18 protein-coding genes and 1 riboswitch are annotated in these 25,189 nt (G+C 35.8%); of the genes, 1 reads left to right on the top strand and 17 read right to left on the bottom strand.

Annotation, left to right across the window (positions count from 1 at the left end; all coding sequences use genetic code 11):
* Positions 1-7 precede the first annotated feature (7 nt).
* From rsgA to DOS84_RS15945, 7 genes are all read right to left on the bottom strand, one after another.
* A complete protein-coding gene (rsgA, locus tag DOS84_RS15915; RefSeq protein ID WP_111411099.1) occupies positions 8-985 on the bottom strand; it encodes a ribosome small subunit-dependent GTPase A in 978 nt (325 codons plus the stop codon).
* Between the two features lie 255 nt (positions 986-1,240).
* Positions 1,241-2,323, bottom strand: a complete 1,083-nt coding sequence (locus DOS84_RS15920; protein ID WP_111411100.1) for a bifunctional 3-deoxy-7-phosphoheptulonate synthase/chorismate mutase type II — start codon at positions 2,321-2,323, stop codon at positions 1,241-1,243.
* Between the two features lie 147 nt (positions 2,324-2,470).
* Positions 2,471-3,334, bottom strand: a complete 864-nt coding sequence (locus DOS84_RS15925) for a prephenate dehydrogenase (RefSeq protein ID WP_111411101.1) — start codon at positions 3,332-3,334, stop codon at positions 2,471-2,473.
* A gap of 134 nt (positions 3,335-3,468) precedes the next feature.
* The gene (locus tag DOS84_RS15930) at positions 3,469-4,614 is read right to left on the bottom strand and encodes a pyridoxal phosphate-dependent aminotransferase (RefSeq protein ID WP_111411102.1); all 1,146 of its coding nucleotides are present in this window, start codon (positions 4,612-4,614) and stop codon (positions 3,469-3,471) included.
* 73 nt (positions 4,615-4,687) lie between these two features.
* Complete coding sequence (locus DOS84_RS15935) at positions 4,688-5,515, bottom strand: prephenate dehydratase (RefSeq protein WP_111411103.1); 828 nt, start codon at positions 5,513-5,515, stop codon at positions 4,688-4,690.
* Positions 5,516-6,106: 591 nt separating this feature from the next.
* Positions 6,107-7,351, bottom strand: coding sequence for a dicarboxylate/amino acid:cation symporter (locus tag DOS84_RS15940; RefSeq protein ID WP_111411104.1), 1,245 nt, complete (start codon positions 7,349-7,351; stop codon positions 6,107-6,109).
* Between the two features lie 110 nt (positions 7,352-7,461).
* Positions 7,462-8,037, bottom strand: a complete 576-nt coding sequence (locus DOS84_RS15945) for an outer membrane beta-barrel protein (protein WP_111411105.1) — start codon at positions 8,035-8,037, stop codon at positions 7,462-7,464.
* Between the two features lie 188 nt (positions 8,038-8,225).
* Between DOS84_RS15945 and gldA the strand changes: the two genes are divergently transcribed.
* Positions 8,226-9,122 (top strand): gliding motility-associated ABC transporter ATP-binding subunit GldA, encoded by an 897-nt coding sequence (gene gldA / locus DOS84_RS15950; RefSeq protein WP_111411106.1) that lies wholly within the window; start codon positions 8,226-8,228, stop codon positions 9,120-9,122.
* Positions 9,123-9,201: 79 nt separating this feature from the next.
* On the opposite strand, the gene DOS84_RS15955 is transcribed toward gldA, so the two are convergent.
* The 10 genes from DOS84_RS15955 to DOS84_RS16000 form a co-directional block, all read right to left on the bottom strand.
* Positions 9,202-9,918 carry a hypothetical protein gene (locus DOS84_RS15955; RefSeq protein WP_124020655.1) on the bottom strand — a complete coding sequence of 239 codons (717 nt, stop codon included), beginning with the start codon at positions 9,916-9,918 and terminating at the stop codon, positions 9,202-9,204.
* Positions 9,919-10,049: 131 nt separating this feature from the next.
* On the bottom strand, positions 10,050-10,583 hold the full coding sequence (locus tag DOS84_RS19135) for a helix-turn-helix domain-containing protein (protein WP_165830457.1): 534 nt from the start codon (positions 10,581-10,583) through the stop codon (positions 10,050-10,052).
* A gap of 669 nt (positions 10,584-11,252) precedes the next feature.
* On the bottom strand, positions 11,253-12,665 hold the full coding sequence (locus tag DOS84_RS15965) for a pyridoxal phosphate-dependent decarboxylase family protein (RefSeq protein ID WP_111411109.1): 1,413 nt from the start codon (positions 12,663-12,665) through the stop codon (positions 11,253-11,255).
* A 273-nt stretch (positions 12,666-12,938) separates the two neighbouring features.
* Positions 12,939-16,280, bottom strand: a complete 3,342-nt coding sequence (locus DOS84_RS15970; protein WP_111411110.1) for a T9SS type A sorting domain-containing protein — start codon at positions 16,278-16,280, stop codon at positions 12,939-12,941.
* A gap of 301 nt (positions 16,281-16,581) precedes the next feature.
* A complete protein-coding gene (locus DOS84_RS15975; protein ID WP_111411111.1) occupies positions 16,582-17,658 on the bottom strand; it encodes a helix-turn-helix domain-containing protein in 1,077 nt (358 codons plus the stop codon).
* Positions 17,659-18,067: 409 nt separating this feature from the next.
* On the bottom strand, positions 18,068-19,024 hold the full coding sequence (gene metF, locus DOS84_RS15980) for a methylenetetrahydrofolate reductase [NAD(P)H] (RefSeq protein WP_111411112.1): 957 nt from the start codon (positions 19,022-19,024) through the stop codon (positions 18,068-18,070).
* A gap of 81 nt (positions 19,025-19,105) precedes the next feature.
* Positions 19,106-21,787: a methionine synthase gene (gene metH / locus DOS84_RS15985; RefSeq protein ID WP_111411113.1), complete on the bottom strand. Its 2,682-nt coding sequence runs from the start codon at positions 21,785-21,787 to the stop codon at positions 19,106-19,108.
* A 231-nt stretch (positions 21,788-22,018) separates the two neighbouring features.
* Positions 22,019-22,402, bottom strand: coding sequence for a hypothetical protein (locus DOS84_RS15990; RefSeq protein ID WP_111411114.1), 384 nt, complete (start codon positions 22,400-22,402; stop codon positions 22,019-22,021).
* An 81-nt stretch (positions 22,403-22,483) separates the two neighbouring features.
* Positions 22,484-23,485 (bottom strand): homocysteine S-methyltransferase family protein, encoded by a 1,002-nt coding sequence (locus DOS84_RS15995; protein WP_111411115.1) that lies wholly within the window; start codon positions 23,483-23,485, stop codon positions 22,484-22,486.
* 288 nt (positions 23,486-23,773) lie between these two features.
* Positions 23,774-23,881: riboswitch (SAM riboswitch) on the bottom strand.
* 197 nt (positions 23,882-24,078) lie between these two features.
* A complete protein-coding gene (locus DOS84_RS16000; protein WP_111411116.1) occupies positions 24,079-25,131 on the bottom strand; it encodes an NAD(P)/FAD-dependent oxidoreductase in 1,053 nt (350 codons plus the stop codon).
* Positions 25,132-25,189: the final 58 nt, after the last annotated feature.

Consider the following 25,189-nt stretch of genomic DNA (forward strand, 5'->3'; position numbering starts at 1 on the left):
CATTTGACTACTCTCTAGATTTATCACTAATAATTCTATCCTCATTGTAATCATCTGTACGATAATGTTCATCATCCCCTTCAAGAATTTTTAGATAACTGTTATAACGAGACCAAGCAATCTCATCTTTTTCTAAAGCAGCTTTTATGGCACAATGTGGTTCTTCTTTATGCAAACAATTGTTGAACTTGCATTGGTCCTTCAATTTGAAAAATTCAGGGAAATATCCGCCAATCTCTGCCGGATCCATATCGACCATTCCAAAACCTTTGATTCCTGGAGTATCTATAATTTTTGCTCCAAAAGACAAATCATACATCTCTGCAAAAGTCGTCGTGTGTTGCCCTTGTTTACTTGCTTCAGATATTGTTTTAGTTTTTAAATGCAAAGAAGGCTCCATAGCATTTACCAAAGTTGATTTCCCCACACCTGAATGTCCAGAGAACATACTTACTTTTCCCTTCATTAATTCCTGTAAAGCTTCAACACCCTTCATTTCTGCAGCCGAAACTCGCAAACATTTATATCCTATTTCCTGATACACATGTTGCATATACAACTGTTCATCAAGCGTAACCTCATCCAAAGTATCTATTTTATTAAAAACCAAAATAGCTTCAATTCCATAAGCTTCGGCAGTTACCAAAAAACGGTCAATAAAGTTGAATGTGGTTGGTGGATTGTTTACGGTTACCAACAGAAATACTCTATCTATATTGGACGCAATGATATGCATTTGATGCGATAAATTCACCGCCTTACGAACGATATAATTCTTTCTTTCGTGAATATTATGAATCGTCCCCGTAACAGTATCCGAGGTTTCTTCTAGCTCATAATCGACAATATCACCCACAGCAATTGGATTGGTGCTTTTAATCCCTTTGATTCGGAATTTCCCTTTCATACGGCATTCTATAAAATCTCCTTGTTCGGATTTTACGGTGTACCAACTTCCTGTAGATTTGTAAACGAGTCCTGTCATTCGGCAAAGGTAGTAATTTGTTTTAGGATTAAAAAAGTTTAGAAGGGTTAGGAGTTTAGAAGGTTTAGATTCCCTCAGTATGAAATAAAAAATCATTAATTCTCTTCTAAAACTTAAGTAAGAAAAGTTTAGAAGGTTTAGTTGCAATCATCAATCCTTTCCTAAAACTTAAGCGTTAAAAACAAGAAAAGTTTAGACTTTAGTTTTTAAACTAAACTTCTAAACCTTTCTAAACTATCTAAACTTGTATTCTACTTACGAATTCAAGATTTTTTCTTGGTGACCAATACTTTCTTGGTGGATATTTTTGAACAATTTAACTATGAATTCTTCTGTCAATCCTTTTTTGGCACCTTCGGCAATCATTTTTTCCTGGATTTCATTCCAACGATTGTTTTGAAGAATGGCAACGTTATTTTCTTTTTTCACTTGTCCGATTTCGTCAGCCACTTTCATTCTTTTTCCTAATAAGTCTAATAAGTTAGCATCAAGCACATCGATATTAGCTCTTAATTTGGTCATTTTACTTGTAAACTCATCAGTGTCTCCACTCACTTTTCTCACTTTCAAATCTTTGAAAATCTGTTTCAAGGCAGCAGGAGTTACTTGTTGAGCAGCATCACTCCACGCATTGTCTGGATCATTATGAGTTTCAATAATCATACCGTCATAATTTAAATCCAATGCTTCTTGAGTCACTTCAAGAATCATATCACGGTTTCCTGTAATATGCGATGGATCGATAATCAAAGGCAAATCGGGAAATTTATTTTGCAATTCGATAGCAATCTGCCATTCTGGAATGTTTCTGTATTTTGTTTTTTCGTAAGTAGAAAAACCTCTGTGGATTACTCCCAATTTCTTGATTCCTGCAGCATACAAACGCTCTACACCACCCAACCATAAAGCCATATCTGGATTTACAGGGTTTTTAATCAATACGATTTTATCCGTTCCTTTTAATGTATCGGCGATTTCCTGAACAGCAAAAGGATTTGCCGTTGTACGAGCTCCAACCCATAAAACATCAATATCATTTTCCAAGGCCAATTTACAGTGAGCTGCAGTTGCAACCTCTGTACCCATAAGCAAACCTGTTTCCGCTTTGGCTTTTTTCAACCATTTCAATCCAATCTCTCCGACACCTTCAAATCCTCCTGGACGTGTTCTTGGTTTCCAAATACCCGCTCTAAAAACGCTTACGTCTGAATCTTTCAATTCGTGAGCAATTTTCAAAACTTGCTCTTCTGTTTCAGCACTACAAGGTCCTGCTATTACAAATGGATGAGACAATTTGAACTCGTTCAACCAATCTCTCATTTCTTTCTTGTTTTCCATCTTTTCTAAAATTTTTCTTTTTTTCTCTCTCCTCCCGATAGCTATCGGAACTCCCCAAACAACTGAAAGGAGCAAGAGAGATCTTTATTATTAATTGCTTACTACTACTTTATTTTGTTGTTCTATTTTTATTTTTATCTAAACAGATTAATGCTGTTTTTTGGCATTCATTCCGTTCAATATTTCCTTAATTCGGTTGACGCTTTCCATTTCATGATAGATCGCTTCGTAATCATCATTTACCAAAAGCTCCTTAAACTTGGATAAATTTGAAATATATTCTTCCAATGTTTTTACCACCTGCTTTTTGTTTTGTTTAAAAATCGGTGTCCACATTGCTGGCGAACTTTTGGCCAAACGAACGGTACTTTCAAAACCGGAACCTGCCATATCAAAAATATCCTGCTCGTCTTTTTCCTTATTGATTACCGTTTTCCCAAGCATAAACGAACTGATATGTGATAAATGCGACACATAAGCAATATGTTTATCATGCGATTTCGGATCCATATAGCGGATTCTCATTCCGATTGCCGCAAAAAGCCACAATGCTTTTTCCTGTAATTTGAAAGTCGTTTTTTCAACTTCGCAGATGATATTTGTTTTCCCATTAAACAACCCTCTAATAGCCGCAGATGGTCCCGAAAACTCTGTTCCTGCAATAGGATGAGTTGCAACAAAATTCCTTCTTCTTGGATGTCCCGAAACCGCTTCACATATTGGTGTTTTGGTCGAACCCACATCAAAAACAATAGCCGAATCCGAAATTAAATCCAATACCGTTGGCAAGACCACAATCGCCGTATCCACTGGAACCGAAACAATCACAAAATCCGCTTTGTACAAGTCATCAAACGTTGCTGCTTCATCAATAACTCCAAGCGCTATAGCTTCCTGCAGATGCTTTTCATTACTGTCAATTCCAAAAATTTTGGCATCGGGATTCAAACCTTTAGCGTCCAATGCTATTGATCCCCCTATTAATCCAACACCTATTACGTATATATTCATGTTCTATTTTTTTGGAGCTAATCCTGCTATCCGTTGCAATCTTTTACTTTTTAAAGAAAAAAGTAAAAGGATTTTCACTTCTATCAGGGCTAGGCATTCCGTTTTTTCAGAAATTTTATTTTAGGGCTACGTTTCTAAAATCGATCAATAGCTTCCTGTACTTTCTCCTCTTTTACACAAAGTGCAAATCGGATGTAACCTTCTCCATTGCTACCAAAAATGGTACCCGGCGTTATAAAAATATGTTTCTCGTATAATATTTTATCAATAAAATCCTCCGCAGATGCTATTCCTTCAGGCAATTTGGCCCAAACAAATAGTCCAACACCTTCTTTGTACACTTCGCAACCTAATTTTTCAGCCAATTGCTCAGTAAGTACACGACGCTTTTTATACACTTCGTTCATCGAGTCAAACCAGGATTGGTCGCTTTTCAAAGCTTCAACGGCCCCTTTTTGGATTCCGTAGAACATTCCGCTGTCCATGTTGCTTTTTACTTTAAGAACCGAATCGATCAGTTTTGCACTTCCCAAAACCATTCCAACTCTCCAGCCTGCCATATTGAACGTTTTACTCAAAGAGTTCAGTTCCAAAGCCACTTCTTTAGCACCTTCTACCTGCAACAAACTCATCGGTTTATCATTCAAAACAAAACTATACGGATTATCATTAACTAATAAAATATGGTGCTTTTTCGCAAAAGCCACTAGTTTTTCAAACAATTCCAAACTTCCTCTTGCTCCCGTAGGCATGTGTGGATAACCGATCCACATGATTTTCACTTTTGACAAATCCAATTTTTCTAAGGCGTCAAAATCTGGCTCCCAATTATTCACTTCTTTCAAATCGTAATAAACAGGAACGGCTCCAACTAAATTTGTGACTGAACTATAAGTTGGATAACCAGGATTTGGAATCAAAACGTGATCACCTTCATTCAAGAAAGCCATAGAAATATGCATAATCCCTTCTTTAGAACCAATTAATGGCAAAATTTCCACATTAGGATCCAAGGTAACACCATAATTATTTTGATAAAAATCGGCCATTCCTTTTCTAAGTTCTGGCAATCCTTGATAACTTTGGTATTGATGTGCATTCTCATCATGCATTGCCGAAATTACGGCATCCATAACTGCTTTTGATGGCTTCAAATCTGGGCTACCAATTCCCATATTGATAATTGGTTTTCCCTCTGAGGCCAATTGTCTCACTTCTCTCAACTTGGATGAGAAATAGTATTCTTCAATTATATCGAGACGTTTTGCTGTTGTAATCATTTTTTTAGGCTTTAGGCTTTAAGCTATATGCTTTTTTTATTTTTGACTTTCTAACTTTTGACTTTAAGACTGATTAAGGTTTGGTATTTTTGTATTCTCCCAATACTTTAAAAAATTCGGCCATTATTGTTAGTAATTTTTTGGCTTTGGCAAAATCTTCGTATTTATCGAAAGTCACATCTACGAAAAACGAATACTTCCAAGGCGTTTCAATTTTTGGCAACGATTGTATTTTGGTTAAATTCAATTTACAATCACTCATTACATTCAGTACTGCTGCAAGACTTCCTCTTTTATGATCCAATTCAAATTTTATGGAAGCTCTGCTAATTTCATTTTCGTCTGCAAATTCTTTTTCCTTTTTGATAATGACAAAACGAGTCATATTGTTATTTATCGTTTGGATTTCTGGCGCCAGAATTTCCAAATCATACATCTCCGAAGCTGTTTTACTAGCTATAGCTGCAATTCCTTTTAGCTGTTTTTCGTGTATTCTTCTAGCGGTTTCAGCAGTATCCTTGTCTTCAACTAATTTTATGTTTGGATATTTTTTCAAAAACTCCATACATTGTAATAAAGCCATCGGATGAGAATGTACTTCCAGAATGTTTTCTATTTTTTGTCCTTTCAGCGCCATTAAATTTTGATGAATATCAAGATAATGTTCACCAATAATATGCAAATTGTTTTTGTCAATCAATGCATAATTTGGAATTATTGGTCCAGCAATAGAATTTTCTATAGCCATTACTGCCTGATCTGATTTCCCAGACATCAAACTATCTACCAATTCCTCAAAAGACAGACATTCGTCCACTTCAATGTTTTGATAAAAATAGTCTTGAGCCACTTGATGGTGGAAAGATCCTTTAATTCCTTGTATTGCAATTTTCGTTCTCATTGGGTCAAAAAAAAATCCTGATTTTCATCAGGATTGTATATTAGTTTTATTTGTTTTTTGTTCTTCAAATAACCATAGCACAATCCCTTACTTCCTAAAGAAGAAATAAAAAGAGTTGCTAAAATAAAAACTGTTAGTAGACATTGTGTGCTTTGTTATTCAATTATTTAATGCAAATGTAAGACATATTTCGAGTCAGCCAAAATAAAAATAATCTTTTATGTAACAAAAAAAGATTCGTTTGTTAAAAGGGATTTTAATTCATTATTTCATAAAAAAGAAGCTTTTTAAATGGATAAAATTATTAATTCCAAAGCTATCAAAAGGGTTGCGACTCTGATTTTCTGTAAAAAAGTTGCTTTTTGAATCCTTTTATTTTGGATGTTGATGAAAAAAGGTTCATTTCTGGGTTAATCTAAAGATGATATACACGCGTGAGGGATAAAAGCTGACTACCAAAGTAGCGCGGATAGCCCGACACCATAAAACAAAGGGACCGAATCACCAGTATGATGAGTTGGTCCCTTTGTTTTATGGTGGCACGCCCACACGAGCTTTTGCGAACTGACGTAGTAAAATATTTTTATACCATTAAGTATTACTTTGGGAAATCCATTTCTTGCCTTCGGAGATTCTGGTGACTACCATTGCACAGACTACATCGCCATTGGCATTCAACAATGTGGCAATGGGGTCGACCAGAGTTCCTATAATCATTGCAGCCGGCAAGGCTTGTTCCATAGGCAAACCATAAACGGTTATGGCGAGAATCTCTCCTATATATCCTCCGTTTGGAATGCCACCTTCGACTACCGATACTATTATGGTAATACCGATTGCCGTTAATAAAGTATAGGGATCCGTAAAATCTTTTCCGAATAAGGCGAAAATGACTGCGATTTTGACAATCGACGACATACTCGAACCGTCTTTGTGCAGGGGTGCCCCGAGTGGAATTACAAGATTCCGTATGTGACTTGGAATATTCATTTGCTCTGCCGCTTCAAGATTGGCAGGAATAGTTGCAATACTACTGCAAGTTCCCACTGCTGTCAATGCGGGCGTGATGTTATTTTTCCAAAATATTTTAAGCCCTAGATTTCCTCCTGCGAAAAAAGCATACAAGCTGAAAAAGACAATGAAGTAAAAAGTACAAACCGCATAATATAATCCCAATGGTTTGGCATATGCTCCAAACAATTGTGGTCCAAAGATACCGACTTGATATGCAAAATACGCTCCGAGACCTATAGGAGCCGTTTTCATAATAAGATGCAGTAATTGTTTCATCACTTCGTTTCCAGAATTAAGAAAACGTGCAAAATCTTTTCCTTTTTCGCCTGCACGCAAAGTCGAAAAACCGATTAGAAAAGAAAACAATATGAGCGCCAACATATTTTTTCGAGACAATATCTCATAGAAATCATTGACTGTTACTAATTGCGTGATTTGAGAACCTGTGCTGCTTTCCTGAATGTTTTCTAATGCTACTTTTGAGATTACTATACCTTGATGAATCGGAAAAATCAAAACAGCAATAATCATTATAATAGCCGAGATAATTACTGTTGTTAGAAATACCCCTAAGACTATTCCAAAAAGTTTTCCGAGTTTTTCGGATTTTTGCAAATTGGCAATGGAAGAAGCAATGGTAAAAAACACCAACGGAATGATGGCCGTAAAAAGCAAATTCAGGAATATATCTCCCAATGGTTTTATGACTTCTACTCCATTTCCAAAAACCAAACCTAATATACTACCAACGAGTATTCCGCCAAGGAGTAATAGAATACTACTGTAATTTTTTAAGAAACTGCCTGATTGATTATTTCCCATATTGATTTAGTTTAACGTAAATGTATAAATCTTAATCTTTAAAACCACAATTAAACTAAAAAAGCACTCGAAAAACGAGTGCTTTTTAGATAACCAAATACGATTAAGTATTAGAAATTTTTAGAAATTCCAACACTTGCTTGTTTCCCAAAAGTGAAAGCAAAAGTATTTGTCGCATCTGACGCTCCGTCATACTTCAATGAATCGTAACCCAATCCTCCAATTGAAAAGTTAAGACAGAATCCTTTTTTTAGATCAACTCCAACAGCAGGAACTAAACCAACATAGAAACCATCACCTTTTGCATCATTTGAAAACGGTATATTATTAGACGACTTAGCAGATTGCATTCCAACTCCTAAATCACCAAAAATAGAAAACACTCCAGCAAGAGGTTGAGAATAACGTAAGAAAGCGCCTAACTTAAAGTCATTTTCTTTATATTCAATAATTGTATTTCCGTTTCTATTTGAGTTAGTTGAGTTACCAATAGCTGCTTCAATACCAACAGTCATATTCTCAGAAAACTGATACCCCACTTTAGGAGCAAATTCGAAATAATTAGATTTTAAATCTCCTGTATTTTTTGAATAATACCCAATATTTCCTGCTACTAATACAGATCCTTTTTGAGCGTTTGCAAGACTTGCGAAAACTAATGCTACAATAATAATTGCTTTTTTCATTTTGATATTTTTTTTTAAATTAATACTGTGCCATTTTCAATAACTATGCCATTACACTTTTTTTAATATTTATTTTATCAGAATAATAATATGTATTTAATTACTAAGCTATTGCGAAATTTAAATTAATATGTCAGCTTTGTCATAAAACAATCTTTTCTATTTACTTTTGTGACAAAAAGAAAATCATGTCAATAGATGTTATAAACATATCCAAAAGTTATGGTGCTCAAAAAGCATTGGACAACATTTCTTTTTCTATTAAAAAAGGAGAGATTGTTGGTTTTTTAGGGCCTAATGGTGCCGGAAAATCGACCTTGATGAAAATTTTGACGACTTATCTTCATGCTGATTCTGGTGTTGCGTTAGTCAATGACTTTGATGTAAACACCCAGGAAAAATCGGTACAGCTTTCTATTGGCTATTTGCCTGAGCACAATCCGTTGTATCTGGATTTGTATGTGAGAGAGTATTTGGCTTTTAATGCCGATGTCTATAATGTAGAAAAATCAAGAATCGAAGATGTGATTCAGTTGACGGGTTTACAAACTGAAAGCCATAAAAAAATAGGACAATTGTCTAAAGGGTATCGTCAGCGTGTGGGACTTGCCAATGCCTTATTGCACAATCCAGATGTTTTGATTCTGGATGAACCTACTACCGGATTGGATCCAAATCAATTAGTTGAAATCAGAAACGTCATTAAAAACGTAGGACAAGACAAAACAGTTTTTCTTTCGACACACATCATGCAGGAAGTGGAAGCGATTTGCGACCGAGTGATTATTATTGACAAAGGACAAATAGTTGCCGATAAAAAACTGGACAATTTAATTTCCGCCAATAAAGAACAAGTAATTGAAGTCGAATTTGATTTGAAAGTAGAAGAAGGCCTAATTGCTCAAATTCCACATTTGAAATCGTATAAGAACAGTAACGGTTGCTCTTGGGAATTGACTTTTGTTTCTGATAAAGATATGCGACCAACGGTTTTTGACTTTGCCTACGATAATGGATTGAAAACTTTACAACTCAACCAAAAGAATAAGAATTTGGAAGCAGTGTTTAGAGAAATTACTAAATAAGTTGCCAGATTGCAGACTTTAGTTTGCAGATCGCAGATGAAAAAAAGCTCGTTTAAAGTCATTTTAAACGAGCTTTTTTTTATTTTACCAGTGACTTTAGATAGATTGTAAATAGTAATGACAATAAAATTGCCGAAAGACGAACCATATTTTTTGCCAGAGCATTATTAAAACCTAACGAAGGTAAATTGGATTTTGTTTTAAGAAAAAAGACAACAAGCTTTTTATAATCTAACAATATCAGGAACAAAACACCAATCGTTAACACTACAGATTGCAATAATGCACCCGCATTCATTTGATAGAAAACATTAATTAAAGTCAAATTAGCCAGTAGCGAAAATAAAATTATGGCTCCAATCAATAATGTTCTTCGAAACAATAATAGATAACCACCGCCAATTTGGATAAGTGCTATTATAATTCCAAATGTCTGTGAATGTCCAAAATAAAACCAAGTTAGCCATTCACCCGATTGTTGATTCATAGGCAAACTTGCAATTTCTGTTGGCACAATAAATTGAAGTCCATAAAACTTCTTCCAACCAAAACTGGCAATATTAAAAGCGATGCAATACCGAATGCTGCCATACAAAAAACCATACACTTTTACAGAATTCATTTTCTGCTTCTGTTCTAAATAATGCCAGATAAAAGGGAATAATAAAGCGCCCAATAACCCAAGTCCGACTAAAGAAAAAATGACTGCTGGTGGTAACCAAGAAACATTTCCGCCGTTACCAAGCATTAATATTAAACCGGAAAACACAAATCCAAAGATTAAAGAAGTGCTCATTTTTTTTCCAATTGAATTTGAAATTTCTGAGGTTGATTGTCCTAACATAGCGATTTTTATTTGAGTTAATAGACCACAAATTTGGTTATTAATCAAATATCGAGTGTTCCGATGTACCCGTTCGAACGTATTTAAGCTTCTTTCTTTTCTAAAATTGCATTTGATTTCACAAACTCTGTTGGAGATAGACCAATATACTTTTTGAAAGTCGTATTAAAAGTGGTTTTGGAGTTAAACCCAGATTCATAAGCGATTCCCAAAATGTTTAATTGACTATATTTTTCAGATAACAATAATATTTTCGCCTCTCCGATTCGGTATTTATTTATAAAATTATAGAAGTTATCGCCATATAACTCGTTAATTACAAACGAGGCTTCATTACAACTTGCCCCCATACTTTTGGCTAATTTGGGCAGACTTAGATCATTTTCCAAATACACTTTTTCAGAATTCATTAGCATGCGTAATTTTTCATCTAACTCATTCAGTCGATTTTCTGAAACTCTTTTAGGATTCTCTCTTTTATACTCTTTAATAGTTGATAATTCATCTAAATCATTTTTATTAAAATCAAAAATTTCTTTTTGCTGCAAAGAAAAATAAGCTAGAAAAAACACAGATAAAAGATACAATGAAGGGGTAAACCGAATAATATTTTCCAAGTTAAAAAAGACAAGATTGAGCCAAGCAATTATGATTATTACCAAAATCAATAAAAAATATTTTAGCCAGGAAAGATCAATTTGTTCCGTTGATGATGAAAACTGACGAATGTATTTTATGTGTTTCTGCAATTTACTAAAAGACAAATACCAGTAAATTATTGTTTGAAGGGGCAATGCAATTTGTAGCACAAAAAAAACTATTCTACTCACAGAAAAACTAAATTCAATGTTTTTTCCAGTAATAAAAAAAGGAAATCTGAAGAGTAAAAAAAACACAAAAGGCAAAAAATGCCATAAAATTTTCTTGTCAAATTTACTTTGCAATGAGGTGAAATATAAAATACTGATATAAAGTAAAGGAGCAGTCAGAAATCTTACCAAACCTATCAACTCAAATATATTGGGATGCTTTAAATGGAAGTTTTGATAAAACAAAGGAATTTCAAGCATTGTTAATCCAAGCGTAACAATGAATAATCCCAAATATCTATTTGCAATTACATTAATTTTTCGGAGGTGAGCAATAAGCAAAAAACCTAACAGAAACGCTGCTCCAGAGGTAATACCCATTATGATTGGAAAATTCATCATATCAAAAAATCAATTTATAGTATTCCAGAAACAATCTCAAATATAAGGCAATTTATGCATTGATTCAGAAAACAACTATTTGATTCCCAACTCCAAAACACTCGCTTTCATTTCCGCTATCGCCAACTGAACATCAAATTCAGTGGTTCTCCAATTGACAAACGAAGCCCGAATTCCTTTGCGGTTTTGATATACTGTTGGTGTCATAAATACTTTTTCTTTATCATTGAGATGAGTCAAAAATAAATTTACTTTTTCCTGATTGTGTTCTCCTGCTAAAGTAAAACAAACATTATTGAGACGGGTTGGTGCCAATAATTCGAAGCTTTCATCATTAGTTATAAAAGCATCCAATTGCAATGCCATCATAACACTATTTTCTACAATGTCTTGGAATCCCTGTTTTCCATACGCCAATAACGAAAACCAAACAGGCAACGCTTTTAAGCGTCTGGAATTCTCCGGCAAGAAATTCAGGTAACTGAAATTTTCCAATGGATCCCCCAAATATGGAGCATTCGAATTTTGAAACGTTTCAATTTGAAGATTTTTATGTTGCTCTTTTACCAGATAAAAAGCACTTTCGTAAGGAACATTCAGCCATTTATGGCAATCTATGGTAATACTATCTGCATTTTTCCAACCGTCTACTAAATGTTTGTATTTTGGGGAACAAGCGGCAAAACCTCCGAAAGCGGCATCAATATGCCACCAAAAATTGTATTTTTCTTTGAGTTTGGCAATTGCATTAAAATCATCAAAATCGGCTGAGTTGACTGTTCCTGCACTCGATATCAAAATAAAAGGCTTACCATTTAGATTTTTTATGTTTAGTTCCAAATCGGTTATATCAATGGCTTCCCGATTTCCTTCGACTGTTTTTATTTTAGTGAAGTTTTGGCTTCCGATTCCCAACATTGCCAAACATTTTACTGAAGATGAATGTGGCGTAGCCGAAAGAATATTTAGAGGAGCAGTAATTCCATTTTTTGCAAAATCATAACCCAATTGTTTTCCGAACCATTGTCGAGCTACCGCCAAACAAGTGAAATTCGACATTGTAGCACCTGTCACAAATCCACCCAAAAATGATTTAGGCAGATCCAATAATTGCAACAATAAATTGATGGTTTCTATTTCTATCAAAGCCGAAACTCCGCCTTGAGCTTTTGTGGCCTGAGCATTTGGGTCGTAAATAGTAGTCAGCCAATCTCCCACAATTGAAGCTGGTGTTGCCCCTCCCGTAACAAAACCCCAATATCTAGGTCCAGCCTGTGAAACCATCAAAGGAGCCAAACGTTGATTGAATTCTTCCAAAGCCGACATTGCTCCAAAACCAGAATCATTTAGATTTCTGTTGGTCGTTATTTTATTTTGGGTTGAAGTGGGAACGCTATCAATAACATTGAGAAAATCAATTCCTTGTTGTTTTACTTGTTCAAGAATGTTTTCAATGTCTTTTAAATCTTGTTGAAGGGTTGTATTCATTCCATTTTTATTTTAAAATGTTTTTGAGCTCGAATTTAACAAATTACTCCTATTCAACTTACAAAAAAGACAAAAAGAATACTTTTCATTAAATTAAAAATCTAATTCAAGTATATTAGAAACAGAAATAGTTAGAAGAATAAATAAAATATCGAAAAGCAGTTTTATTTTAGGTTTGTCAAACTGCAATTATTTAATGATCCCAATAAAAAAGAGGCTGTCCAAAAATTACTTTTCGGACAGCCTCTAGAATTGATAATCTAATTATAAAACTTATTCCTTCAGTATCTTTAGTGTTTTTGACTGATTGTTTTCAGTAATTATTTTCATTAAATACATACCATTTGCATTGTTACTTAAATTTAATGAAGTCGTACCTGAATTAATTTTTTTACTATAAATAGTTTGTCCCAATATATCATAGATTTCCATTTTTGCAGAAGAATCTAAACTAATAGAAATCACATCATTAAATGGATTAGGGTACACACTTAGTTTTGAGTTAAAATCAAAATCTTTGTTTCCTAATGTAGTGATATCAAAACATGTGCTTCTTTGAGTACACCCATTTTTTGTAACTTCTACGGAGTATGATCCTACAACCATAGCTGTATAGGATTGGTTTGTTTCGCCAGTTAGGTTTGCATAAATTCCGCCATTGCAAGTCATCCACTGGTATGTTGTTGCACTTGTTTCATCTGCAGAAAGTGTATCTAAATTACGGGTAATCGTATTGGCTGTAAATGAATTATTCACTTTAACTATTGCGCTTGATGTCGTTACATTTCCACTATTATCTGTTACAGTTAGTGTTACCGTATTATCACCAACATTATCACATGTAAAACTATCCGGACTAACCATTATACTTGCTATTCCACAATTATCTGAACTTCCGTTGTCGATTTGGGATGCTATTATCGAAACAGCTCCTGTAACTCCTAGTTGAACAGTGATATTCTTGGTTAAAACCGTTGGAGGAGTAACATCCTGAACAGTTACTATTGCAGTTGCAGTTGAAGCATTCCCACTACTATCAGTTACAGTCAAAGTAACAGTATTATTACCAACATTGGCACAGCTAAATGAAGTTTTGTCCAGTGCTAGTGTAGCAATTCCACAACTATCTGAACTTCCGTTATCGATTTGGGCTAACGTTATAGAAGCGGTTCCTATAGTACCCAACTGAACAGTGATATCTTGAGTTAAAGCTGTAGGCAATATATTATCGATAACTGTTACGGTTTGAGTAGCTTCAACCGCTGCATTTCCATTCGCATCATTTACATTCCACGCTATGGTTGTTGTTCCTGTTGGATAAAGATCCGAAAGTAATTTTCCATCGCTTCGTACTCCCGTTGGTGTTCCAACTGTACAATTGTCTGCTGCCGAAGCCGAAACAACTACTGTTGCTCCGCAAACACCCGAATCCACATTTACATTTTTATCTCCATTGGAAGTGATTACCGGTTTCTCATTGTCGCTAACTATTACCGTTTGAATAACTTCAACCGCTGCATTTCCATTAGCATCGGTTACATTCCATGCAATAGTTGTTGTTCCTGTTGGATAAAGGTCCGAAAGTAATTTTGCGTCACTTCGTACTCCGGTTGGGGCGCCTACCGAACAATTGTCTGCTGCCGAAGCCGAAACAACTACTGTTGCACCGCAAACGCCTAGATCCAAATTTACATTTTTATCTCCATCAGCCGTTATTACGGGTACTTCATTATCAGTTACTGTAACCGTTTGAGTTACTTCAACTGCTGTATTTCCATTAGCATCAGTTACATTCCAAGCGATAGTTGTAGTTCCTGTTGGATAAAGATCTGTAAGTAATTTACCGTCATTCCGTACTCCGTCAGGTGTCCCAACTGTACAATTGTCTGCTACCGTAGCCGAAACGACTACTGTTGCTCCACATACACCTAATTCAGCATCTGTATTTATATCTCCATTTGAAGTAATGACTGGAACTAATACGTCTTTTACAATTACTCTTGCAGTTCGTGAAGCAGAGTTACCAGCTGCATCGGTGACAGTTAATTTTACTCTATTTCCAAATGCCCCATTTTCATAGACATTCCCATTAGATATTTTACATCCATTAATTGTACCTGAACCTGAGTTAGAATCGGATGTCCAAATAGTCTCTCCGTCAAAAGCAGTATTATAAGCCGATTGAGGAGTCGCAACTGAGTTGATATAAGCCCCCGTGTTGGCATCAAACGAATGAATAGCATTCATAGTAGTAGGAACAGTTGAGATACCATCATTATCATGACCTGAAATATAAATAATTCCATTCGCGTATACTAAACCCCCATATATTTCAAAGTAACCCGGAAGTGTAATGTTTTTTACAAAAGCCCCAGTAGTTTTATCCAATACAACAATAGTGTCTGTAGAGTAAGTCATTGCAAACACATACAAATCATTAGTAGTCACTGCCGAAGCGTAGAAACCTAAATTGTAAGACCACACAACTGTATCTCCGTTTATTCTCGTAATTGTGTAGTTATAAAAATTCGCCGTGTAATAATCGGAACTTGATTTATCCATCCACAACTGCATAATCTGGCTTACCGGAGCAGTAAAACTACCAATTAAATTATGTGAACTATCATATTTATAGATTGTTGACCCAGACCACTCCGGATACCAAAATTCATTTGTATTTGGATTGTATCCGCCACCCCAAGAGTGTATATTTTGAGAAACATCAGGTACATTTGTAAACGCCACAGGTTGCGCGACAGAAATAGCTCCAATATCAGCACAAGAGAAAGTCGTTTTATCCAAACTCCTATTTACAATACCACAGTTATCCGATGAATTATTGTCAATCATCTCCGGTGTTACAACAACTTGACCATCTGCTCCTAAATTAACCGTTATGTCCTGAGTACTAATAGTAGGTTTGCTATCGTCTTTGACTAGAACACTTGTACTGGATGTTGCTCCATAAGAGTCCGTAACTGTATAATCGTGTGTACCTGGACCAACAATAAATTCACCAGTTCCAGTATACGGAGACTGCCCTCCAGTAGCTGTTACAGTAACTGTGGTTAAGCATGAAGAAGATGAAAATGGTGCAACAACTGCGTCAATAGTCACCATGGCAATTTTTATAGCACCATAAGAACCCCCGCCTGATTCCGTGATTCTATATTCAATTGTAGAGTTAGCATCAAGAACACCTTCCCAAACATCAGTATGACTATCGCAGCAACCTATATGATTCCAAACTTCCACACCATTGATCAATAAATATGCCTCATCATCATGACCTGGAATGTCAATCAGATAATACCCTGGAGTAAATCCCTGACGCTTTGCAGCATATGAATGGTAATCATTACCTACCACATTTCCTGCATAACCAGAAGCATCTGATGGACTGCCATTAAGATCCCATCTTGACTGTGTATCAAATGATAAACTGGATTCAGTATAAAATCCCGCATAATTAGATAAAGGAAACGAAGTATCAGTGGAATTATAAGCATATACATTCCATACATTATCCCCAAAAACAGAGGGATCTCCATTTTGTGCATTTGTTGTATTAAAAAAACTAAAAACAATAATAATAAAGAGTAATTTTAATTTCATACTAGTTTGTTTAGATTAATAATCTGTAAAACTAGATAACAATAAAATAAATGAATAGCCCATTACGACATACTTTAAATTTGATATAAGTCAGTTTTGTTTAAAACCTAATACTATTCTTCAAAAAAGACACGACGATTCCTTAATTGAATCAGGCTTGGTACTGAGCCATTTTCACGGTAAAATATATTCTAAGGATAAAGGTGAAGTTTCTGTAAAATCCACATGCAATTACTTAAAATTAAATACACTCAAAATAAAAATCTGTTTTTGAATCCTAAAATGAGTTAAAAACGATGTGTTAATTAGGTCGAAGTACTTCGGAAGGGAGAATCCCAAAGCGTTTTTTGAAAGCTGCTGTAAATTTGCTAGCACTTTCGTAGCCGGTAGCAATCGCAATACTTTTGATTTGTAAATCTGATTTTTGAATCAACTGCATGGCCAGTTGTATATTTTTTTCTTTATGATATTGCAACATTGACGAACCAAAGACAGATTTAAAAATAGCTTTTAGTTTTGTGGGAGACATATGTACATCAAGAGCAATCTTTTCTACACCAACAAAAGGAGATGTCAAATGATGCAATATAATTTTTTCTGCTTTGGCCACATTTGAATAGTCTATATTGCTTAGCGATTTGTATTCTTGGATACGGGAAGTTTCTAATGTTGTTTTAAAAAATGTTATGATCGTTTTACATACTTCATTTTTTAAATTCATTAAATCAAAAGATTCTTTATTGTTGTTTTCTAAAACTTTCCAAATCTCATTTGACATTTTATCAAGATTCGGAACCACATCCAACCAAGTTAGAAATCCAGTTTCCCGATTTAAAAATTTTTGAAGCTCCTCTCCTTTATCCAGAATTTGTGATGAGAGATTCTTTTCTGCCCACTTTTTATTAAAAACTAAGTTGCAAAATTTGCCTGTAGTCCCTTTATAAAAATAAGTAGAAACTACTGTTTTAGGCTTATAAAAAGTCCAACATTTACTCAAAAGCATCACTTTATCAGTTAGAGCATTACCTGTAGGGAACCCATATTCAAAAACAGAAAAAGAAAGAAAGTAATAATCACTAACCTCTGCCTCATCGTATAATGCTTTTGCAATAATGTTTTGTTCAATTTTAATATTTGTTGCCAAAATCCACAGGCCTTCTTCAATTTTACGATAATGCATTACTCCTGTACAAAATGGGCTATTGGTATAGATCGCTTGTTCAACAGCTTTGTGCTGTACAACGGGAATTTTGGTTATACTATTCACCATTCTTTGTGGAGAATTTGACAAATACGGTAATTCAAAAAAATCATCACGGTAAAAAAAGAGATATTTTTGAATGACTTTATCCCATTCGTTTACTTGTTTTGTTATCATAACCTGCTTGATGTAATAAATTTAATTGCTAATTTCAAATCAGTTTGAGTGATTTCTTGACAGGAAACGACCTAAAGAAAATTGCGATCAATTGCTAATTCTTTTATATCTAATGGGGTAAAGCTACATATAATATAATTGTAAAATTTTATTTTAATTCATTGAAATCGAATTATTATAATATTCCTAATAGTTGCAATTTTAATTCTAATAAAATTATTTTTATATGTTTTTTTACATTAAAAATACCTTATATGTTTTTCTGCGAACTCAGATTTTTTTTATTAAATTACGTTGGATTTCAATATTCTTTCATTTAAAGTAAAAAACCCTTTCCCGGTCTCTCTTTTTTGAGACTAGAAAAGGATTGTAACGTACTGTAAGATTTTCAAGAAATTGTAAAAAGTTCCTAAAAAACCTTACTCGCTATTTGTCTGATATTTTCTGATTTTCCCATAGAATAATAGTGCAAAACTGGAACTCCCGCTGCCTTCAATTCTATTGATTGCTGGATGGCCCATTCGATACCCACTTGTCGAATTTCAGCATTATTTTTGCACTTATCCACTGCATTTATTAAATCTTCCGGTAGATCGATACGAAAAATTTGAGGCAAAACTTGTAAATGTCTTTGAACCGCAATCGGTTTTATTCCCGGAATAATTGGGACGGTAATTCCCATTTCTCTGGCTTTGGCAACAAACTCAAAATATTTGGCATTATCAAAAAACATTTGAGTCACTACATAATCGGCTCCAGCATCCACTTTTTCTTTCAGCCTTTTTAAGTCCGAAATTAGAGAAGGTGATTCCAAATGTTTCTCTGGATAACCGGCCACTCCAATGCAAAAATCAGCCTTATTGTCGATATCCATAACGTCGTGCAAATACTTTCCGCAATTTAATTGATAAATTTGACTCACTAAGTCTGATGCATAATTATTTCCTCCTTCTTTAGGCACAAACGACTGTTCATCTTTCATTGCATCTCCGCGAAGTGCCATAACATTATCTATACCCAGATAATGACAATCAACCAATAAATATTCTGTTTCCTCTTTGGTGAAACCACCGCAAAGCACGTGAGGAACGGTATCGACGTTGTATTTATGTTTGATAGAAGCACAAATCCCTAAAGTCCCAGGACGCATTCTAGTCAGTTTCTTTTCTAATAAACCATTGCCTTTATCGACATAAATGTATTCTTCTCGAGAAGTCGTTACATCTATAAAAGGAGGATTGAAATCCATCAATGGATCAATATTATCGTATAACTCCTGAATGCTTTTGCCCTTTTGTGGCGGAATAATTTCGAAAGAGAATAGTGTTTCTCCTTTGGCATTTTCTATGTGTTCTGTTACTTTCATCTTAAGTCTTAAAGTTTGAATGTCGAATGTCGAAAGTCAAGTCCTTTGTGACTTTATGACTTTTGACTTTATGACTATGTTTTAATCTGCAATATTTGGATTCAGCCATTTCATCGCAACATCGGTTGAAACGCTTCTTCTTTTGGCGTAATCAATAACTTGGTCTTCTTTTATTTTTCCAAGACCGAAATACTTGCTTTCCGGATTTCCGAAATAATATCCTGAAACCGATGAAGCCGGCCACATGGCCATACTTTCGGTCAAGGTTACTCCTATTTCTTTTTCTACGTTAAGTAATTTCCAGATCGTTGGTTTTTCCAGGTGGTCTGGACAGGCAGGATAACCCGGTGCCGGACGAATTCCTTTATAATCTTCTTCAATAAGTGCTTGTTTGCTCAAAACCTCATCGGCTGCATAACCCCAAATTTCTTTACGGATTTTTTCGTGTAAATATTCGGCGAACGCTTCTGCAAAACGGTCAGCCAAAGCTTTGACCATAATCGAATTGTAATCGTCCAAATCCTTTTCGAATTCGGCAGCCCATTCGTCTACGCCAAAACCGGTGGTCACGCAAAATGCACCCATGTAATCCACTTTTCCGCTTTCTTTTGGAGCAATAAAATCGGCCAATGCAATATTTGGCGCTCCTTTTGTTTTTTGCGACTGCTGACGCAAAGTCAAGAATGTTTGCAATGGTTTTCCGTTTTCATCAGTCAACTCGATATCATCATCATTGATTTGGTTCGCAGGGAAGATTCCGTAGATTCCTTTGGCCTGTAATTTTTTCTCTTTCAAAATTATTTCCAACATTGCCTGCGCATCCGCAAAAACAGAAGTCGCTTGTTCGCCCACCACTTCATCAGTTAAAATCGCCGGGTATTTCCCGAACAATTCCCAAGTTCTGAAAAATGGCGTCCAGTCAATGTATGGGACCAATACATCCAAATCTACTTCAACAATTTGCTCGCCAATAACCTTTGGTTTTACAGGATCAAAATGCCTCCAGTCCAATTGCAATTTATTTTTACGCGCTTGTTCAATCGTTAAGAAATTCTTGTCGCGCGAACGGTTCAAGAATGTTTCTCTAAACGCATCATAATCGGCACGAATATCCCTTGCGTATTTTTCTCTATTATCGTCTAATAAATTTCCAGCTACCGTAACGGCTCTAGACGCATCATTCACGTGAATCACGGTTGATTTGTATTGAGGAGCGATTTTCACGGCAGTATGCGCGCGAGAAGTTGTTGCTCCACCAATCATTACTGGAATTTCAATATTTCTTTTATCCAATTCTTTGGCCAGATACACCATTTCGTCCAACGACGGCGTGATCAATCCGCTCAATCCGATAATATCTACGTTGTGTTCGATAGCGGCCGCAATAATTTTTTCGGGAGCCACCATAACTCCTAAATCTACTATTTCGTAATTATTACACGCAAGCACTACGCCCACAATATTTTTACCAATATCGTGTACATCTCCTTTTACGGTTGCCAACAAAATTTTACCGTTCCCTGATTTGTCGCCTACCTCTTTAGCCGCTTCAATAAACGGCAATAAATAAGCCACCGCTTTTTTCATCACACGAGCCGATTTTACCACCTGTGGCAAAAACATTTTCCCTGAACCAAACAAATCTCCAACGACATTCATTCCAGTCATCAAATTGATTTCGATAACTTCAATCGGTTTTGTGGCTGCCAATCTCGCTTCCTCAACATCAATTTCTATAAATTCGTCCACCCCTTTTACCAAGGAATGTGTGATTCTTTCCTGGACCGTTCCCGAACGCCATTCCTGAACCGCTTTCTCGTTGCTCTTTACATCGCCTTTTACATTTTCGGCAAAGTCCAATAAGCGTTCCGTGGCATCGTCGCGTCTGTCTAAGATTACGTCCTCTACATGTTCCAATAAATCTTTTGGAATCTCGTCATAAATCGACAACATCTCCGGATTAACAATTCCCATTGTCATTCCGTTTTTAATCGCGTGGTACAAGAAAACCGAGTGCATCGCTTCTCTAACCGTGTCATTTCCTCTAAACGAAAACGAAACGTTACTCACCCCACCACTGATGTGCGCGTGTGGTAAATTTTCACGAACCCATTTGGTTCCCCTAAAGAAATCCAAAGCATTCAAGCGGTGTTCCTCCATACCTGTCGCTACGGGGAATATATTCAAATCGAAGATGATATCCTGCGGAGGAAAATCAACTTTGTTTACCAAAATATCATACGAACGCTGACAAATTTCTACTCTACGATCGTAATTATCGGCTTGTCCAACCTCATCAAAAGCCATTACAATCACAGCAGCACCGTAACGTTTGATTAATTTGGCGTGGTGAATGAATGCCTCTTCACCTTCTTTTAAAGAAATCGAGTTTACCACACATTTTCCCTGCACGACTTTCAAACCAGCCTCAATGATTTCCCACTTCGAACTGTCAATCATAATGGGCACACGAGAAATATCCGGCTCGGCAGCAATCAAATTCAAGAATTTGGTCATCGCATAAACGCCGTCAAGCATCCCCTCATCCATATTGATATCGATGATTTGCGCGCCTCCTTCTACTTGCTGTCTAGCAATATCCAATGCTTCCTCGTATTTTTCTTCCTTGATTAATCGAAGGAACTTTCTCGAACCCGTTACATTGGTACGTTCCCCAACATTCAAAAATACGCTGTCCGGCGTAATGATCAAAGGCTCTAATCCCGATAATACAAGGTTTCTTCTATTTTTATTGTGTCCCATTTTTTTATTTTGAGTTACTAAGTTTCTAAATGGCTTAGATTCTAAGTTTTTATTATCTTGTCTACGGTCTAAAAAACTGCAGCTATATTTATTTTTAATTTCAACTTTATTTGGGCGTGTCCCAAAAGGGCCGGGCTATTCGTTTCAAGTCCTCGATCAATTTCGTTATCACTCCATTGGTCTGTGGGCTTTCCACTACTATCCCTCACGCGGGTATTGTGCAATAAAACATCATTTAATCTTAATTTCTTGCTGTCTAACAGAGTCAATAAATTTAATCAGCACTGGGCTGTTATAAAAATCTAAACACTTCATTAAATATAAATTGTTATTAGGATCGTATGATTTGTATTCTTTTTTTGCCCATTTTTTTATCATCTCTCTATATATTTTATTTCCAAAAATATATTCTCTCTTCAAATCTATAATCTGTACATAACTGCTACCATCTTTATATCTTATTGATTCTTTCCCAGATAAAACTTCAGAATAACAATCACAAAATGCCTGATTCTTTAATTTCAACAATTCCCCTTCTAATTTTTTATTTTGATCTTGAGAATAACCTATAAATCCAAATAAAACTATATAACAAAACTTAATTAAGATCTTCATAAATTTTAATTACTGTGAGTAAAATTGTTTAAAAATCTTGGCTAGCGCAGGATGTGATCTTTACCGTTCTAGTAGTTCCCTTTACATCACCGCCGTCGAAACTCTCGGTTTATAATCCTTGGCTATATCTGCAATCAACTTGATATGTCCTGGAGTCGTACCACAACAACCGCCTATGATGTTAATTAAATTATCGTCTAAATAACTTTTAATTTGTGCTTGCATTTCCTCTGGTGTTTCATCGTATTCTCCAAAAGCGTTTGGCAATCCTGCATTTGGATGCGCCGATACGTTGAAAGAAGTATTATGTGACAAAGTCTGCAAATACGGTTTCAATAAATCGGCACCAAGAGCACAATTGAATCCTACGCTCAACAACGGAATATGTGAAACCGAAACCAAAAAGGCTTCCACCGTTTGTCCCGAAAGTGTTCTTCCCGAAGCATCCGTTATCGTTCCTGAAACCATAATTGGAATATCAAGGTTGCGTTCTTCTTTCACTTGTTCGATGGCAAAAAGTGCCGCTTTGGCATTTAACGTATCAAAAATGGTTTCTACCAAAAGTAAATCGCAACCGCCATCCATTAAGGCTTCAACTTGTTGTTTGTAAGCAATACGTAAATCATCAAAAGTTACGGCTCTGTATCCTGGATCGTTTACATCAGGCGACATACTCGCCGTACGGTTTGTCGGTCCAATCGAACCGGCAACAAAACGAGGTTGGTTTGGATTTTTGGCAGTGAATTCATCGGCCACTTCACGGGCAAGTTTTGCCGATTCATAGTTCAACTCATAAACATACTCTTCCAGGTGATAATCCGCCATACCGATGGTGGTTCCCGAGAAAGTGTTGGTTTCCACAATATCGGCGCCCGCCTCAAAATAGGCTGCATGCACAGCTTTGATGGCCTGTGGCTGCGTTAAGGATAATAAATCATTGTTCCCTTTTAGCGGATGCGGGAAATCTTTGAATCGTTCACCACGAAAATCTTCTTCGGAGAAATTATAACGTTGCAGCATTGTCCCCATTGCTCCGTCGAGCACGAGTATTCTCTTTTTTATTTCTTCTTGAATTGTTGACATATTTTTTATTTCTCGCAAAGACGCAAATGCGCTAAGCTCATTATTAATTCCAAAAATTCCTAATTCTGGCTCTTTAGCCCCGATTACTTCACTTAATTTCTATTTTCATAGGAGTTCAGTGAACTTCGTTTGCAGTGAAAATCCTTTTTGGCTTGTTTTTTTACGAGACAAAAAGATTGCAACGGAAAGCGGGAACGTTGACTACAAAAAATGCGCCAATCATTCGCTCTAAAAAAATTATCGAAATGTTGTCAGGAAAAGGTTTGAAAAATACGGGAATGTATTCTTGTGTTATCTATCCGCGCAATGCGTGGTAGAATGTAGCACCTTTCCCGTAAGTACGGGAGGTTGCTAAGGTTTCATCGGGTCTTTTCCCTCCGCCTTTCGTGATAACTTTCAATAAAAATAGGAACGGCGCAAAGTTATGAAATAGCCTTGCCACTTGCAAGTATTTTTTTTTAAGATTCTTAGAGGCTAAGTTATTAAGCCAAATTTGTGAATCTTTTATACTCAATAACGATAAATAAAAAGCTCAAACCGTATTACAAGTTTGAGCTTTTATAAAAATCTTAGTTTCTTAGTAACTCAGCAACTTAAACAATAGCTTTCACTACCGCTTTTGGAGCTTCTTTACGAGTACCGTCGAATCCGTCAACACCAGAAACGGTGGTGTATTTCATAACATATTTTTTACCAGGATTGATAATTTGGTAAGCCGCTTGACACATTAATGTGGCTTCGTGGAATCCGCAAAGAATCAATTTTAATTTTCCCGGATAGGTATTTACGTCACCAATGGCGAAAATTCCAGGGATATTCGTTTGATAATCCAAGGCGTTGTTCACTTTGATTGCATTTTTTTCGATTTCCAATCCCCAGTGTCCAATTGGGCCTAATTTTGGCGTCAATCCAAAAAGCGGAATAAAAAAATCGGTTGGGATATTTTGATGTGCTCCATCTATATCGACATCAACAGACTCTAAATGCTCAGCTCCATTCAAACCTATCACTTCTCCAGGAGTAATCATTTTAATTTTTCCGGCATTTTTTAATTCTTGTACTTTTTCAACAGAATCAAGGGCTCCTCTAAATTCGTTTCTACGGTGGATTAAAGTCACCTCTGAAGCTACATTTGCCAAGAAAATACTCCAGTCCAAAGCGGAATCTCCTCCTCCAGAAATCACAACTCTTTTGTCTCTAAATTTTTCTGGATTTTTGATAAAGTATTTCACTCCTTTATCTTCATAAAATTCGATGTCTTCGATAAGTGGTTTTCTCGGTTCGAAACTCCCCAATCCTCCAGCAATGGCTACAACAGACGCGTGGAATTTCTTTCCTTTATTTGAAGTAACAATAAAACTGCCATCTTCTTGTTTTTCGATAGTTTCAGCACGCTCACCAAGAGTAAATCCAGGTTCGAATTGCTTGATTTGTTCCATTAAATTATCCACCAAATCACCTGCCAATACTTCCGGAAATCCTGGAATATCATAGATAGGTTTCTTTGGATACAACTCTGATAATTGTCCTCCCGGTTGTGGTAAGGCATCCAGAATATGACATTTTAATTTTAACAATCCTGCTTCGAAAACGGCGAATAGACCTGTTGGTCCTGCTCCTATTATAAGTATGTCTGTTTTAACCATTATATTTGAATTTTACTCTTATTATTATTTTTTATTTTGTGTGCAAATAAACGGATGA

The sequence above is a fragment of the Flavobacterium aquariorum genome (genome assembly GCF_003254745.1).
GTDB classification, from domain to species: Bacteria; Bacteroidota; Bacteroidia; order Flavobacteriales; family Flavobacteriaceae; genus Flavobacterium; species Flavobacterium aquariorum.